Source organism: Paenibacillus glycinis, from assembly GCF_009909185.1.
GTDB classification, from domain to species: domain Bacteria; phylum Bacillota; class Bacilli; order Paenibacillales; family Paenibacillaceae; genus Paenibacillus_Z; species Paenibacillus_Z glycinis.
Genome location: NZ_JAAAMV010000025.1, coordinates 206,957 through 221,154, shown reverse-complemented (window position 1 = coordinate 221,154; position 14,198 = coordinate 206,957). Strand labels below are relative to the sequence as shown.

Annotated in this window: 15 protein-coding genes, 2 tRNA genes and 1 rRNA gene; 14 read left to right on the top strand and 4 right to left on the bottom strand. The window is 54.5% G+C overall.

Going from position 1 to position 14,198, the window contains the following annotated elements; all coding sequences use genetic code 11:
• Positions 1-189 precede the first annotated feature (189 nt).
• The 12 genes from rrf (at position 190) to GT019_RS25400 (ending at position 10,246) form a co-directional block, all read left to right on the top strand.
• A 5S ribosomal RNA gene (rrf, locus tag GT019_RS25450) occupies positions 190-306 on the top strand.
• Between the two features lie 400 nt (positions 307-706).
• Complete coding sequence (locus GT019_RS25445) at positions 707-1,744, top strand: putative glycoside hydrolase (protein ID WP_407945104.1); 1,038 nt, start codon at positions 707-709, stop codon at positions 1,742-1,744.
• Between the two features lie 135 nt (positions 1,745-1,879).
• A complete protein-coding gene (gene guaB, locus GT019_RS25440) occupies positions 1,880-3,337 on the top strand; it encodes an IMP dehydrogenase (RefSeq protein WP_161746241.1) in 1,458 nt (485 codons plus the stop codon).
• 182 nt (positions 3,338-3,519) lie between these two features.
• A complete protein-coding gene (locus GT019_RS25435) occupies positions 3,520-4,809 on the top strand; it encodes a D-alanyl-D-alanine carboxypeptidase family protein (protein WP_235949267.1) in 1,290 nt (429 codons plus the stop codon).
• A 269-nt stretch (positions 4,810-5,078) separates the two neighbouring features.
• Positions 5,079-5,960 carry a pyridoxal 5'-phosphate synthase lyase subunit PdxS gene (gene pdxS, locus GT019_RS25430; protein WP_161701373.1) on the top strand — a complete coding sequence of 294 codons (882 nt, stop codon included), beginning with the start codon at positions 5,079-5,081 and terminating at the stop codon, positions 5,958-5,960.
• A 24-nt stretch (positions 5,961-5,984) separates the two neighbouring features.
• Complete coding sequence (gene pdxT, locus GT019_RS25425) at positions 5,985-6,563, top strand: pyridoxal 5'-phosphate synthase glutaminase subunit PdxT (RefSeq protein ID WP_161746240.1); 579 nt, start codon at positions 5,985-5,987, stop codon at positions 6,561-6,563.
• A 147-nt stretch (positions 6,564-6,710) separates the two neighbouring features.
• The gene (serS, locus tag GT019_RS25420) at positions 6,711-7,991 is read left to right on the top strand and encodes a serine--tRNA ligase (protein ID WP_161746239.1); all 1,281 of its coding nucleotides are present in this window, start codon (positions 6,711-6,713) and stop codon (positions 7,989-7,991) included.
• A gap of 107 nt (positions 7,992-8,098) precedes the next feature.
• Positions 8,099-8,187: transfer RNA gene (locus GT019_RS25415), tRNA-Ser, on the top strand.
• Positions 8,188-8,317: 130 nt separating this feature from the next.
• The gene (locus tag GT019_RS25410) at positions 8,318-8,665 is read left to right on the top strand and encodes a hypothetical protein (RefSeq protein ID WP_161746238.1); all 348 of its coding nucleotides are present in this window, start codon (positions 8,318-8,320) and stop codon (positions 8,663-8,665) included.
• Positions 8,666-8,711: 46 nt separating this feature from the next.
• A complete protein-coding gene (locus GT019_RS31645) occupies positions 8,712-8,888 on the top strand; it encodes a hypothetical protein (protein WP_201755585.1) in 177 nt (58 codons plus the stop codon).
• A gap of 27 nt (positions 8,889-8,915) precedes the next feature.
• A complete protein-coding gene (locus GT019_RS25405; protein WP_161746237.1) occupies positions 8,916-9,071 on the top strand; it encodes a small acid-soluble spore protein P in 156 nt (51 codons plus the stop codon).
• A gap of 140 nt (positions 9,072-9,211) precedes the next feature.
• Positions 9,212-10,246, top strand: a complete 1,035-nt coding sequence (locus GT019_RS25400) for a hypothetical protein (RefSeq protein WP_161746236.1) — start codon at positions 9,212-9,214, stop codon at positions 10,244-10,246.
• 228 nt (positions 10,247-10,474) lie between these two features.
• On the opposite strand, the gene GT019_RS25395 is transcribed toward GT019_RS25400, so the two are convergent.
• Positions 10,475-11,122 (bottom strand): FMN-dependent NADH-azoreductase, encoded by a 648-nt coding sequence (locus tag GT019_RS25395; RefSeq protein ID WP_161746235.1) that lies wholly within the window; start codon positions 11,120-11,122, stop codon positions 10,475-10,477.
• Between the two features lie 400 nt (positions 11,123-11,522).
• On the opposite strand from GT019_RS25395, the gene GT019_RS31640 reads away from it, so the two are divergent.
• A complete protein-coding gene (locus GT019_RS31640; protein WP_268896088.1) occupies positions 11,523-11,954 on the top strand; it encodes an aldo/keto reductase in 432 nt (143 codons plus the stop codon).
• 67 nt (positions 11,955-12,021) lie between these two features.
• Here GT019_RS31640 and GT019_RS25385 read toward each other — a convergent pair whose 3' ends face one another.
• Positions 12,022-12,396: a hypothetical protein gene (locus tag GT019_RS25385; RefSeq protein ID WP_161746234.1), complete on the bottom strand. Its 375-nt coding sequence runs from the start codon at positions 12,394-12,396 to the stop codon at positions 12,022-12,024.
• Between the two features lie 666 nt (positions 12,397-13,062).
• Positions 13,063-13,139, bottom strand: a tRNA-Arg gene (locus GT019_RS25380).
• 310 nt (positions 13,140-13,449) lie between these two features.
• On the opposite strand from GT019_RS25380, the gene GT019_RS25375 reads away from it, so the two are divergent.
• Positions 13,450-13,665 (top strand): aspartyl-phosphate phosphatase Spo0E family protein, encoded by a 216-nt coding sequence (locus GT019_RS25375; RefSeq protein WP_161746233.1) that lies wholly within the window; start codon positions 13,450-13,452, stop codon positions 13,663-13,665.
• On the opposite strand, the gene tadA is transcribed toward GT019_RS25375, so the two are convergent.
• A complete protein-coding gene (gene tadA, locus GT019_RS25370) occupies positions 13,628-14,128 on the bottom strand; it encodes a tRNA adenosine(34) deaminase TadA (RefSeq protein ID WP_161746232.1) in 501 nt (166 codons plus the stop codon). The two genes, GT019_RS25375 and tadA, sit on opposite strands and share 38 nt — an antisense overlap.
• Positions 14,129-14,198 lie beyond the last annotated feature (70 nt).

The following is a 14,198-nucleotide window of genomic DNA, read 5'->3' as shown; positions in this document are numbered from 1 at the left end:
CAGGTTGATAGGTTCGAGGTGGAAGCGCGGCAACGTGTGGAGCTGACGAATACTAATCGGTCGAGGGCTTATCCAAAAACATTCGCTACTACAGCTAAGCAAGACACCTTTCGCAAAGGTTCGTATCCAGTTTTCAGGGTGGAAGCTCTGAGAAGCAAGGCCCGCGCATTCCGACGAGGAAGACGCCCGTTTGGTGGCGATGGCGGAGGGGAACCACGCGTACCCATCCCGAACACGACCGTTAAGCCCTCCAGCGCCGATGGTACTTGGACCGCAGGGTCCTGGGAGAGTAGGACGTTGCCAAGCACGATGAACCGACTGCAGAACTGCAGTCGGTTTTTTGTTCTTTCTTTTTGTTGTTTCTTTTTGTTACAGGATTGCTGTCTAATTCATCCATTGTTGGGGAGAACTCCTTCACAACTCTAACCAATCGAGAGAACATACTACAGGTAATGTTTATTGATGGGAGTTGAGCGTTGAGATGATGAAATATGCTCGGGTCATGTTGCTGTGCATGGCCATAACCTTAGGAATTGCAGGCTGCGGTGGGCAAGAGCATATGAAGGAAATCAGTTTGCCTCCTTTGCCATCGGAGTCGGCCAAAACATCGTCCCCGCTAAAGATACACGCTCCTCGTATGAATCATCGTCCATCAACCGTTACGAAATTCCGCCTAACCCACGAACCAAGCGAATCAACCAGCACAGTGGGGACAAGCCAGCAGCGGGTTCAAGCCACAGCCGTGTCGGGGCATCTGCCAGTTCGGGGCATCTATGTATCCGGTTGGGTGGCTGGGAGCAAGCACCGGCTCGATCGCTTGATTCAACTAGTTGATAAAACCGATCTGAATGCCATGGTCATTGACGTCAAGAACGATTATGGGCAGCTTACCTATCATTCTTCGTTGCCGGTCGTGAAGGCTATCGGCGCCGACCGCCATGTGGCCATTTCGGATATTAAGGGTCTGCTTCATAAATTGAAGGCGAAGAACATCTATGTGATCGGCCGAATCGTGACGTTCAAGGACCCGCTCTACGCGAAAAAGCATCCGGCTATGGCGCTTCAGAAGCGCGGCGGCGGGGTTTGGCGAGACGCGCAAGGCAAAGCGTGGCTGGATCCGTTTCAACAACAGGTTCGGACGTATAATACGGCGATAGCCGAGGAGGCGGCCGCTATCGGATTCGATGAGGTGCAGTTCGACTACGTGCGGTTTCCCGACAATGGGAGCAAGGTGGATCGGGAGGTCAGCTACCATAACACGCAGGGAAGATCCAAGCCGCAGATTATCTCGTCTTTCTTGCGGGAAGCCCGGGGACCTATTCATGCAAAGGGAGCGCGGGTATCCGCGGATGTGTTCGGACTCGTGACTTCATCCACGAACGACATGGGCATAGGACAGTCGTGGAGAGGGGTTTCGGGCGCGGTCGACGTCATATCGCCGATGACGTATCCGTCTCATTATTCGACGGGCATGTACGGCGTGAAACAGCCAGATCTGAGTCCGTATGCCATTATTCGCCATGCGCTGACGGATGCTCAGCACCGGAACGCGGTGATGCGCAGCGGGAACGCCTCGACGGCCGCGATCCGGCCATGGCTGCAAAGTTTTACCGCAAGATGGGTGCATCCTCATCAAACTTACGGAGCGGAGCAGGTGAACAAGCAAGTGCAAGCCGCGCGGGATTTGGGCATTCGCGAATTTCTGCTGTGGAGCTCGAACTGCAAGTACGATTATCATTCGTAAGCAGGACAACGGAGCAGATCGCCAGCAATCTTGACAGCCTAAAACCCCTCTGCTACTATTTCAATAATATGCGCGAACCCGTTCATAACATTTAGCTCGAACAAGGCACGCAAACGTTTGAGGAGGAACATTTCAGTGTGGGAAACTAAATTCGCCAAAGAGGGCCTTACCTTCGATGACGTACTGCTCGTCCCGAGAAAATCGGACATTTTGCCAAGGGAAGTCGATGTATCCGTCTCGCTCAGCCCTACCGTGAAACTGAACATCCCGCTAATCAGCGCCGGTATGGACACCGTTACTGAAGCGAAGTTGGCGATCGCCATGGCACGCGAGGGCGGAATCGGCATTATTCATAAAAATATGTCTATCGCGCAGCAAGCGGAAGAAGTGGACCGCGTGAAGCGTTCGGAAAGCGGCGTAATCACGAATCCTTTCTCGCTGACGGCCGATCACCATGTATACGATGCGGAAGAGCTCATGGGGAAATACCGGATTTCCGGCGTTCCCGTCGTGGACGACAATCAGAAGCTCGTCGGCATTATCACGAACCGCGATCTGCGCTTCATCCATGATTACTCCATGAAAATCAGCGAAGTCATGACGAAGGACAATCTTGTTACGGCGCCCGTAGGAACGACGCTTCAAGAAGCGGAAGGCGTGCTGCAAAAGCATAAAATCGAGAAGCTGCCGCTTGTCGACGACTCCAATACGCTTAAAGGCCTCATTACGATCAAAGATATCGAGAAAGCGATCCAATTCCCGAATGCGGCGAAGGACCCGCAGGGACGGCTGCTTTGCGGCGCGGCGGTCGGCATCGCCAAGGATACGCCAGAACGCGCGGAGGCGCTCGTGCAAGCAGGCGTAGACCTTCTCGTCATCGATACGGCGCACGGCCATCAGAAGAACGTCATCGAGATGGTGCGGCTGCTTCGCGATAAATATCCGCATCTGACGCTCGTGGCAGGCAACGTCGCGACCGCGGAAGGCACGAAGGAACTGATCGAAGCCGGCGCGTCCGTCATCAAGGTGGGCATGGGGCCGGGCTCTATCTGCACGACTCGCATCATCGCGGGTATCGGCGTTCCTCAAATCACGGCGATCTACGATTGCGCTTCGGTGGCGCGGGCGTACAATATCCCGATTATCGCGGACGGCGGCATCAAGTACTCCGGCGACGTGACCAAAGCGATTGCTGCAGGCGCGAGCGCCATCATGATCGGCAGCTTGTTTGCCGGCACGGAAGAGAGCCCCGGCGAATCGGAGATCTACCAAGGCCGCCGCTTCAAGGTATACCGCGGCATGGGTTCGCTCGGCGCCATGAAGGAAGGCAGCAAGGACCGTTACTTCCAAGAGAACGAGAACAAGCTCGTTCCGGAAGGCATCGAAGGCCGGGTCGCGTACAAAGGCCCGCTTGCGGATACGGTTCATCAATTGATCGGCGGATTGCGTTCCGGGATGGGCTACTGCGGCGCGCAGGACATCGATGCCTTGAAGAACGACACGCAGTTCGTTCGCATCACGAACGCCGGGTTGCGCGAAAGCCACCCGCATGACGTGCAAATCACGAAGGAAGCGCCGAATTATTCGCTGTAATCGACGGTTTTGGACCAGCAGCGGCGGCAGCAGTAACTTTTGCCCGTCCGCATTCGTTTATAAGGAAGGAAGCGACAGGAAGATGGCGAGCTTCGCCGTTTTCCTGTCTTTCTTTTATCTATACGGCCTGCTTTGTGTTACAATACTAGAGTGAATTTAATGATAGATGAGGAGAGAAGACGTTGAAACGGAAGAAGGGACGGGTACGTTTTGTACCGACCATTTGCGCGACTGTCATTGCCGTGATGCTTACGACTAACCTCGGCTCCCATGCCGCCCACGCCGACACGTACGTAGTAACGCCGAACCCGCTTGGACTAGAGGTCCGCTCGGCGATTCTCATAGATGCCGATACGGGGCAGGTGCTTTATTCCGTCGACGCCGACACGCCGCACCCACCGGCAAGCATGACCAAACTGATGACGGAATACATCGTGCTGGAGGAAATTTCCGCCGGGCGCTTGAAAATGACGGACATGGTAACGGCAACGAAAGAAGCGGCTTCGATTCCGCCGGACGGTTCCCAAATCTACTTGGCCGAAGGCGACCAGCATTCGGTGAAGGATTTATATATGGCCATGGCCGTGCAATCGGCCAACGATGCCACCATCGCGCTTGCCGACCGCATCGGCGGCACGGAGCAAGGGTTCGTTCAAAAGATGAATGAAACGGCGAAGGCGCTGGGGCTGAAATCGGCCCATTTTACCGGCGCGACGGGACTTGCGGACACCACGGTCATCTCCGCGAGCGACTTGGCCAAATTCGCAAGCATCCTGATCAAGAAGCATCCGGAATTTTTGGATTTCTCCAAAACGCCAAGCTATAAGTTCCGGGAGCGCGACAAGACGCCGATGGTGAATCTGAACTGGATGCTGGAAACGAACAAAAGCATTCCGAGCTTCAAACAATACGCGTATCCCGGCGTGGACGGCATGAAAACCGGCTACATCGGCTCTGCGGGCTATTGCTTCACGGGAACGGCCAAGCGAGGCGACCTGCGGTTGATCTCGGTCGTCATGGATGCGAATTCAAAGTCCGCGCGGTTCGTTCAAACCGCGAAGCTCTTCGACTACGGTTTCGATAATTTTGAGAAAAAGACGGTCGTTGCGCCGAAATCGGTTGTAGAAACCAATAAGACGGTCAAAATAAAGAAGGGCGTGTCGAAAGAAGTGCCGATCGTGACGGCATCCGACATCTCGTTCTTGGTCAAGAAGAATGCCACGCCTAACGTTACGCTGAGCAGCGTGAAACTGAAATCCGACGCAGAGCTGGTAGCGCCCATCGCGAGCGGGACGGTCGTCGGAACGGCAACCTATGCGTACAAGGATCCCGATACGGGCAAATCGATCGATAAAACCGTGAATCTGGTCACGTCCGAAGACGTCAAGAAGGCGAGCTGGTGGCGTCTGATGTTCCGCGGACTGGGCGGCTTTATTTCCGGATTGTTCAAAGGCATCATGGATTTGTTCTAAAAAAGGATGTCGGGGAGGCACCTTCGGTCACATGAATTGATGGTTGTCGATTATCCTCGCATGCTGTAAAATTAATGGTTAGAGCTAGTCCGGATAACGGGAAGTATATAGTAACTAAGCTTGCGCTTCCGGGGCGGGTGTTTGCTCGCAAGAGGCTTCTCCAGGAAGCAACGCAAAAACTTAGCCGATGCTTTCGAAGCGAGTTTTCTGCCACGCAGAAGCTCCTTCACAAGAAGACAGGCAGAAAACTTTTAGGAGGATTCACGAACATGGAAACAGGAACTTCGCGCGTAAAACGCGGTATGGCTGAAATGCAAAAAGGCGGCGTCATCATGGACGTCATGAATGCCGAGCAAGCAAAGATCGCCGAAGCGGCAGGCGCAACGGCCGTCATGGCTCTCGAGCGCGTACCTTCCGATATTCGCGCTGCCGGGGGCGTAGCCCGCATGGCTGACCCGACGATTCTCGAAGAAGTCATGAAAGTCGTCTCGATCCCGGTAATGGCGAAAGCGCGTATCGGCCATTACGTGGAAGCCCGCGTGCTAGAAGCGCTCGGCGCGGACTACATCGACGAAAGCGAAGTGCTGACGCCGGCCGACGAAGTATTCCATATCTCCAAGCGCGATTTCACGGTTCCGTTCGTGTGCGGCGCGAAAGACCTTGGCGAAGCGCTCCGTCGCATTCAAGAAGGCGCGGCAATGCTCCGTACCAAAGGCGAGCCGGGAACAGGCAACATCGTTGAGGCCGTTCGCCATATGCGTCTGATTACGGGCCAAATCCGTAAAGTGCAAAACCTCTCCAAAGACGAGTTGTACCATGAGGCGAAAAACCTCGGCGTACCTTACGATCTCCTCCTGGACGTACACGAAACGGGCAAGCTGCCTGTCGTTAACTTTGCAGCCGGCGGCGTAGCGACGCCATCCGATGCGGCGTTGATGATGCATCTGGGCGCTGACGGCGTATTCGTCGGATCCGGTATTTTCAAATCCGAATATCCGGAGCGTTTCGCGCGCGCCATCGTGGAAGCGACGACGCATTACACGGATTACAAGCTGATCGCGGAAGTATCCAAAAACCTGGGTACGCCGATGAAAGGCATCGAGATTTCGAAGCTGGCGCCTTCCGAGCGCATGCAAGACCGCGGCTTCTAAGAACGGAAAGAAGGCGGTAAAGCGATGAAGATTGGCGTATTGGCGCTGCAAGGCGCCGTTGCGGAACATATAAGAAGCATCGAAGCGGCGGGCGGAGAAGGCGTAGCCGTGAAGCGCATCGAAGAGCTTCAGGAATTGGATGGCCTCATCATCCCTGGCGGCGAGAGCACGACGATCGGCAAGTTGATGCGCAAATATGGCTTTATTGACGCGATTCGCGAATTCTCGGGGCAAGGCAAGCCGATATTCGGCACCTGCGCCGGCTTGATCGTATTGGCGAATCGTATCGAAGGGCAGGAAGAAGCGCATCTGCAGCTGATGGACATGACCGTGGCCCGGAATGCCTTCGGCCGCCAGCGCGAGAGCTTCGAGACGGATCTGGACATCAAGGGCATCGACGAGCCGGTACGCGCGGTCTTCATTCGCGCACCGCTCATCAAAGAAGTCGCTCCGACCGTCGAAGTGCTCTCGGAGTACAAGGGCGAGATCGTAACGGCACGGCAAGGTCATCTACTGGCTTCGTCGTATCATCCGGAGCTGACGGACGATTATCGTCTGCATGCGTATTTCCTGGCCATGGCCAAGGAAGCGGCACAAGAATAAGGGCTGGAGACTGCGGAAGCGCAGTCTTTTTGCCGTAATGGCGGTCCTACCCGTCCGCGGCAATCGGAGGGCAAGCGGTTTGGAGTATATGCCGTTTTGGAAACACTGATAAGTAGATCATTAGATGCTGAGAGGGGATCACCACACGTGCTCGACGTAAAACTGCTACGGAATGATTTTGCCAAAGTGGAGCAAGCGCTCGCGAATCGCGGAAAATCGCTTGATCTGATCGCGAGTTTCCCGGCGCTGGACGGTAAATGGCGCGACATGCTGCAGGAGACGGAGCAGTTGAAGAACCGCCGCAATACCGTTTCCCAAGAAGTGGCGAAGCTGAAGAAGAGCGGCGGCGACGCGGAAGCCTTGATCGTGGAAATGCGCGAGGTCGGCGACCGGATTAAAGCCTTGGACGAAGAGATTCGTTCGGCCGAAGCGGAGATCGCCGAATTAATGCTCGCGATTCCGAACGTCCCGAACGAAAGCGTGCCCGTCGGCGCTTCGGAGGAGGACAACGTGGAAATTCGCCGTCATGGCGAAGTGCCGACGTTCGCGTTCGAGCCGAAGGCGCATTTCGAGCTGGCTCAAGAGCTGAACATTCTGGACTTCGAACGCGCAGCTAAGGTCACGGGTTCGCGCTTCGTGTTCTACCGCGGTCTAGGCGCCCGCCTGGAGCGTGCGCTCATCAACTTCATGATGGACTTACATAGCGACCAGCACGGCTACGAGGAGATTCTCCCTCCTTATATCGTGAATCGCGACAGCCTGATCGGAACCGGCCAGCTGCCGAAGTTCGAAGAGGACCTGTTCAAAGTGGCGGATACGGAATATTACCTGATTCCGACGGCAGAGGTGCCGGTCACGAACGTGCACCGGGAGGAAATTCTGTCCGCGGAAGAGCTGCCGAAGAACTTCGTCGCCTACAGCGCCTGCTTCCGCTCCGAGGCGGGTTCCGCCGGACGCGATACGCGCGGCTTGATCCGCCAGCATCAGTTCAACAAGATCGAGCTGGTGAAGCTGGTAAAGCCGGAGGACTCCTACGCGGAGCTGGAGAAGCTGACCGCGAATGCCGAGAAAGTGCTTCAGCTCCTTGGGCTGCCTTACCGCGTGCTGACGCTCTGCACGGGCGATATGGGCTTCACGTCGGCGAAAACGTACGACCTGGAGGTCTGGATCCCAAGCGGAGGCTCGTACCGCGAGATCTCCTCCTGCTCGAATTTCGAAGATTTCCAAGCACGCCGCGCGAATATCCGTTACCGTCCGGAACCAAAGAGCAAGCCGGAGTTCGTGCATACGCTGAACGGCTCGGGTCTGGCCGTCGGCCGTACCGTGGCGGCGATTCTGGAAAACTTCCAGCAAGCGGACGGCAGCGTGATCGTGCCTGAAGTGCTGCGTCCTTACATGGGCGGTCTCGAGGTCATCGGCCATCGTTAATCGCGGCAGGACGCCGGCCGCAGGCTGAGATTGCAGTTGCGAATGTAATTTGGCCTGTGGTACAATACGTCAGTGACCTTTTTGGAAAACGAGGTTCATGCTTGGATGGAGAGATACCGAAGCGGTCATAACGGGGCGGTCTTGAAAACCGTTAGGGTGCAAGCCCACGTGGGTTCGAATCCCACTCTCTCCGCCACCTATAACCAACGAACGGCGCTCAGGGCGATGTAATTGCCCGGGCGCTTTTTTGCATTCTTTGCTGCCTGCGCAGTCGCATAAAATCGGCGCCGGAGCCGCATATTATCCGCATGGAGGTGGTGAGTCAAATGAGCAAACGCGATGAATTGTCCATCGATCAGCAAGAACTGACCGCAGCGTGGCAGCGCACTTTGCCCGACGCCATTCAAGAGGCGGATCGCGCCGAAGTGCAGGCCGACGAAGCCGATCCCAAGGCGCTGCGGATCACGATCCATACGGCCGGCCATCAGATGTACAGCCTTGATTTCAAGGTGACGTACGTGGACAGCCGCGAGATCCGGACGACGCTGATCGACGTGGAGAAGGACGGCCGCTCGATCGATGAACGTACCGATATGATCCAGCAGCTGGTGGAAGACTATACGCGCCATATTCATGAATGCGCCCAAGCGCTTCATGAGCTGACGCATGCGTAAACCGCGCTAACGCCAACGCCAAGCATAGACAGGAGCGTGCGAATGCATGACGAAGGTCAAGGGCAAAGCCGATAAAAATTTAAGCAACGTGGTCGAGGATCTCGACCGAAATCCGGTCAACAGCCATCAAGCGCAGCAGCTTCAGCAGGATACGAACGACCGCCGCCACCAGGATCAGCTCAATCATGACGAACCGACCGATCTGTTCCATTCCCGCAGCTAACCTAGGCTTAAAAGGAGATGCATGCAAATGGGCAAGCCGAAGAGCGTTCCCGTTCAAAACCCGTACGAGGGCGACGGACAGCCGTCCAGATCCCGCAAAGCTTCGCAGCCGCAGGAGCCGTTGTCCGGCTCCAAGAAGACGAAGCAGGCGAACCACGTGAGCCATCATAATCCGGAAGGCTAACCGCACTTCATCCGCATCCCCAGCCCGCTGCTGCCGAATGAATCGGCTCGGCGGGCTCTTTGCCGCGTTTTTTGACGCTATTCAGACCCTTTTCCGATGGGGTAAAATGGGAGTGGGCAAGAAGAGAGGGGAAATGCCGGATGAAAGCATGGAAACGCGGCACGCTTGTGCTGTTCATGGCAGGAATCACGATGGCCGCGGGCTGCAGCTCGTCCGATTCGCCCAAGGAAGTCCTGCTGGACGCGATGGCGAAGACGAATGCCGCGAAGACGTTCACATACAAAGGCACCTTCACGATCAACGACGTTCGGCTGCCCCAAATGCCGGGCAGCGCGACGAACAAGGATGCCATGCTGATGGCGGCGCTGCCTGCGCTGCTGAAGGGAGCCGTCATTCAGGTGCATGGCGTTGTCCAACAGGACCCGCAGCATGCCGAGCTGACGCTCGACGCGACGCTCGGCACGGGCGATGTGAAGATTACGCTGTCGATTCCGATCATCGTGGCGGCGGACAAGATTTATGTTAAGGTACCTGAGTTTCCGGGACTGGGGATATCGGAGGGGGTTGCTGGCCGATTCGCGGTCATCGATGCCAAGAAGCTGGCAGAGGAACAGGGCGGTTCAAGCGTGCCGGGAGACGGGGAAACGCTGAAGCTGGGCCAGGACGCCGCTAGGGCGTTGTTCGACAGCTTGGATGAGCGGACGTATCTCAGCGAACCGAAGGCAGCGGACGTCAAGGGCGTGCCGGACGATCATAAGGCTGACCGGTACATACGGATGAATATTGATTCGCGGCAAGCGGACGAGGCATTGACGGCCATCGCGGGCAAGGCGATCCCCCAAGTGATCGAGCTGCTGCTGAAGAACGAGGCATATCGGAAGACGCTGCAGCTGTCCGAGGAGCAATTGGATGCGGCCAAAGACGCGCTGACGGCCGAGAAGCTGAAGGAGACGGTCACGCTCAGGACTTTCGATATCACCGGCGGCATTACGGACGATTATTTGACGTACGAATCCGGCACGATTCAGGCGGAATCGACGGATGCGGCGAAAGGCATGAAGCTCGACGTTCATTTCGACCTCTTCCAGAGCGATATCAATAAAAAGGTCAAATTCGAGTACGAGCTGCCGAAGGATGCCGTTCCTGTGGATCGATTGGGGCAGCTTGTGCCGTAGCAGCGTTCATATGCATGACATATGCAGGGACTAGGAGCTGCATCACGATTGACGATGATCATGAGCGAATCGATGCCCGGGATTGGAATAGAAACCAAAGAAGCGTTCACCTTAGCTGGTGGACGCTTCTTGGATTTCTTATAGCCCGCGCACGCCTACTGGGCGGCTGCTGGAGAAGGCCGTTCATCGCCCCGCCTAGGGCATAGCGTTCCCGGCGCGCGAAGCTTCTTACGCTTGAACCGCGCTCGCCAAACGTTCCGCGGCCTCTTCGGCTTCTCGGTTGGCTTTCGCAAGGACCTCTTCTTTCGCCAGCCGCCCCGTGCCTTGAGCGCGGATGATCTGGTAATCCTCGATTCCGAGGAAATTGAACATCGATTTCAGGTAATGGTGAGAAAATTCGTTCTGCGTGTACCAATCATCATTGGTGTAGATGCCGGAGCTTGCTTGGATCACGAGCAGGCTGCGGCCATCATGAAGCAAGCCGACCGATCCGTTCGACGTATATTTGAACGTCTCCTTCGCAATGAGGATATTGTCCATATAGTCCTTGAGCTTGGAGGGAATATTGAAATTGTGCAGCGGCATGACGATGACGTATTTCTTGGCGCCCTTGAATTGCTGCAGGATGTCCCCCATGCGGGCGGTTACGCGCTGTTCTTCGCCCGTGAGCGCTTCGCCGCGCTCGAATTTCCCCCAGGCGCTGAGCACGATCGCATCAACTGGCGGGATTTCCTCGCCGTATAGATTGATTTCTTCAATCGTTTCGTCGGGATTCAGCTTCCGGTAAGCAGCGAGAAAATGGTCCCGGACTTGCAGGCTATACGACGAAGCGGATTCTACGAGCGGATGGGCGTTGATGACGAGCATTTTTTCCATATGAAGTTCAGCTCCTGATTGGTTATTGGCGACAATGTTAATCGACGATACTTACAGACTATAATATAATCCTCCTGCGCATGTTTGTCAAAAGGGATTTCTGGCAATCGCCCACCCTGACGACTGCCATTGCTTCGGGAATAACGGGTTTATGGTGCCCTGTTTCACCGATTGGAAACGAGGGAATCGCCATGAATCAAGTGCTCCGCGTGTCAGATAAGACGGAATCGCAATCGCCGCGTGAGCCCGTCAAGCATGAACGGACAACAAAAAACCCCTGCAGAATCTCCAAGGGGGTAGTGCCGTGCCTATGGCGTAAGTTGTTTATAAATAGGACGGGAAGGGATCTCGAGCGCGAGGTCATCCCGCTGGCCAAGAGCGAAGGCTTGGGGCTTATGGTCTGGAGCCCGCTGGCGGGGGATTCTTGAGCGGCAAATATAGCCGAGAGCAGCCGAGCGTTGATGGCAGCCGCCGTACGGACTTGGACTTCCCGCCCGTGAATAAGGAACGGGCGTATGATATTATCGCTGTTTTGAAGGAAATGGCGGAGCAAAAACAAGCGACGGTCGCGCAAGTGGCCTTGTCCTGGCTCTTGCACCAATCCGCCGTTACAAGCGTCATTATCGGCACCAAACGAATCGAGCAGCTTGACGAAAATATCGGAGCTACGACGATTCGCCTGACTGAAGCGGAGCTGCAGACTTTGAATGAAGCGAGCAAGCTTCCTGCCGAGTATCCCAGTTATGTTGGAGACATGGAGTTCGTCGAGAACGCAACAGCTGGAGGCATCGCGGATCCAATAAGTAGACCTGTCTCGATTTCCGCCCGTTGATGTCGAAGCATTCCTCTTATAGCATAGAAAAAGACTGCCGGGAGGAACGGCAGTCTTTCGTGTTTCATTACAGCATTATTGCAGGAATGCTTGTTAATGCTTCCGGCGCAAAGCCTTGACTAACTACAAGGTTGCCGAATTCATCCAGACCATAAACGGACACTAGAGCAGCTGGGCCCAGGCTTGACGCATCGGTCGAGACTTGCACTTCATAAGCAACATTTCCGGCAATCATGAAAGTTACGACCTCATAGCCGCCTATAGGCACGACAAAGCCGTTAACATAGGCGGTATAAAAGGTATCGGAGTCGACCGAAGCAATGATTTTGACTGTCACGGTTGTATCCGCAACATCAATATTGCTCACATTCAAAACAATGGTTGACGCGGCTGTTCCGAAATCTCTGGTGTTGGTTACGACACCGGTCGAATATGCAGGCATACGATTCATCTCCTTGTTGTCCGACATATCTTATTCTATGAAAAGTCGATTGATCTGGACTGGACAAGTTACTATTTGCGGGAATATGTTTTTGCAGCGGAGCCTGACGGAGGGGAAAGGGATTCATAGCCCCCACGCACGGCAAACGGTTTTCCCTAGGGGCAACAGTTAGTTGGGACCCGCCTTGATGGTACTTACTGTACTATCAAGTAAAGAAGCAGTGAAAATATATAATGATAAACCGAATCGGCGATTTCAACGTAATCACCTCTGGCGATAGTATTTGTCACTTTAAAAGGTTGTTCCTTCTTCCACAATCATTAAATAATCGTATCTCTTTATCGCCTTTATTAATGAAGGGAAAAAATTAAAATGTGTTGACCCTCATGATCAGATGAGGTCTCAATCGCAGTAAATCAGGCATGGACATCTGTTTTTCCATCTGCTATGCCATTCGCCATTGAATAACCAAGCTTTATCAAAATTTGCTTTATTGACAATCTACACCAATTCGCCGTTATATGTTAAACTGTAAAAAGCTTAGGTATTTGGGCTTACGTCCCCAATCCGTTCCCATTCCGCCCCAGTGGCAGTAAAAGGCAGTGTAGTCTGTTGAGAGACAAAATAAAAAAACCCTTGATTAGCAAGGGTTTTGCAAGTTAAGTATGGCGCGCCCGATACGATTCGAACGTACGACCTGCAGTTTAGGAAACTGTCGCTCTATCCTGCTGAGCTACGGGCGCGCGGCAAGGATAATAATAGCATGAAGGGCGAGGACGACGCAACTTGCCGGATAAGAGATTTTGGATTGGCCGGGGCTTCTTCGGACGCGGCTCCAAATTCGATTTCTCGAACGGTTTTTATTTTAGATCCAAAGTCGGAAGGAACTAGTCTTAATTGCATGGTTTGTGTTGAATGATGTCGATATATTAACCGGATTGCGACGTTGTTTGTCGACAAGATTTTACAAAAATAACAACGATCTGCGTATATAATATAAATGTTACTATCTGTAACCGAAGACGATGCGATAGGAGCGGTCCCGAGGGCGTCATGAACGACAAAATAACTTTACTCCATGAATTGCAGGTGCTTCGCACGAAGTTGTTTGAAATGGCCGAAGCACGCGGAAGTTTAACTGACCCTGAGGTACTTGCCATCAGCGAGGAAGCCGATCAATTGATCGTGATGCTGCAGCAAATGCAGCGAGAAGAACTTCTTCGATCCTCCGCTAAACACGCCCTCGCAAACGACGGAAGAATTGGGTAAGCATATCCGAGCACTCTTGCTGCAGCAGTCCGCCCACGAGCTCGGTCTCGTGATTGAAGCGAGGCTCCTGGAGCAGGTTCATTAATGTACCGGCACAACCGGCCTTGGGGTCCGTTGTGCCGTACACCACTTTTCGGATCCGGCTCTGGACAAGCGCGCCCGCGCACATCGGACAGGGCTCGAGCGTGACGTACAAGGTGCAATCCAGCAGGCGCCACGCCTCCAAATGCCGGCTTGCCTCCCGAATCGCGATCATTTCCGCATGCGCGGTCGGATCCAGATTCGTTTCTCTCAAGTTATACCCTCTTCCGATAATCTCTCCGTTCTTGACGATAACCGCGCCGATCGGCACCTCGCCGATGGCCTCCGCACGCTTGGCTTCGCCGATGGCGGCTTGCATCCACCGAATATCCTCTTCCCGAAAGTAATCTGTTTCGTTCACGCGAAATCCCCTCTCTTCCATCCCAATGTACCGCCGATGGTCTATTCGACCTGTCTCGACTGTCGATAAAACGCGAATTGTGCCACGAACA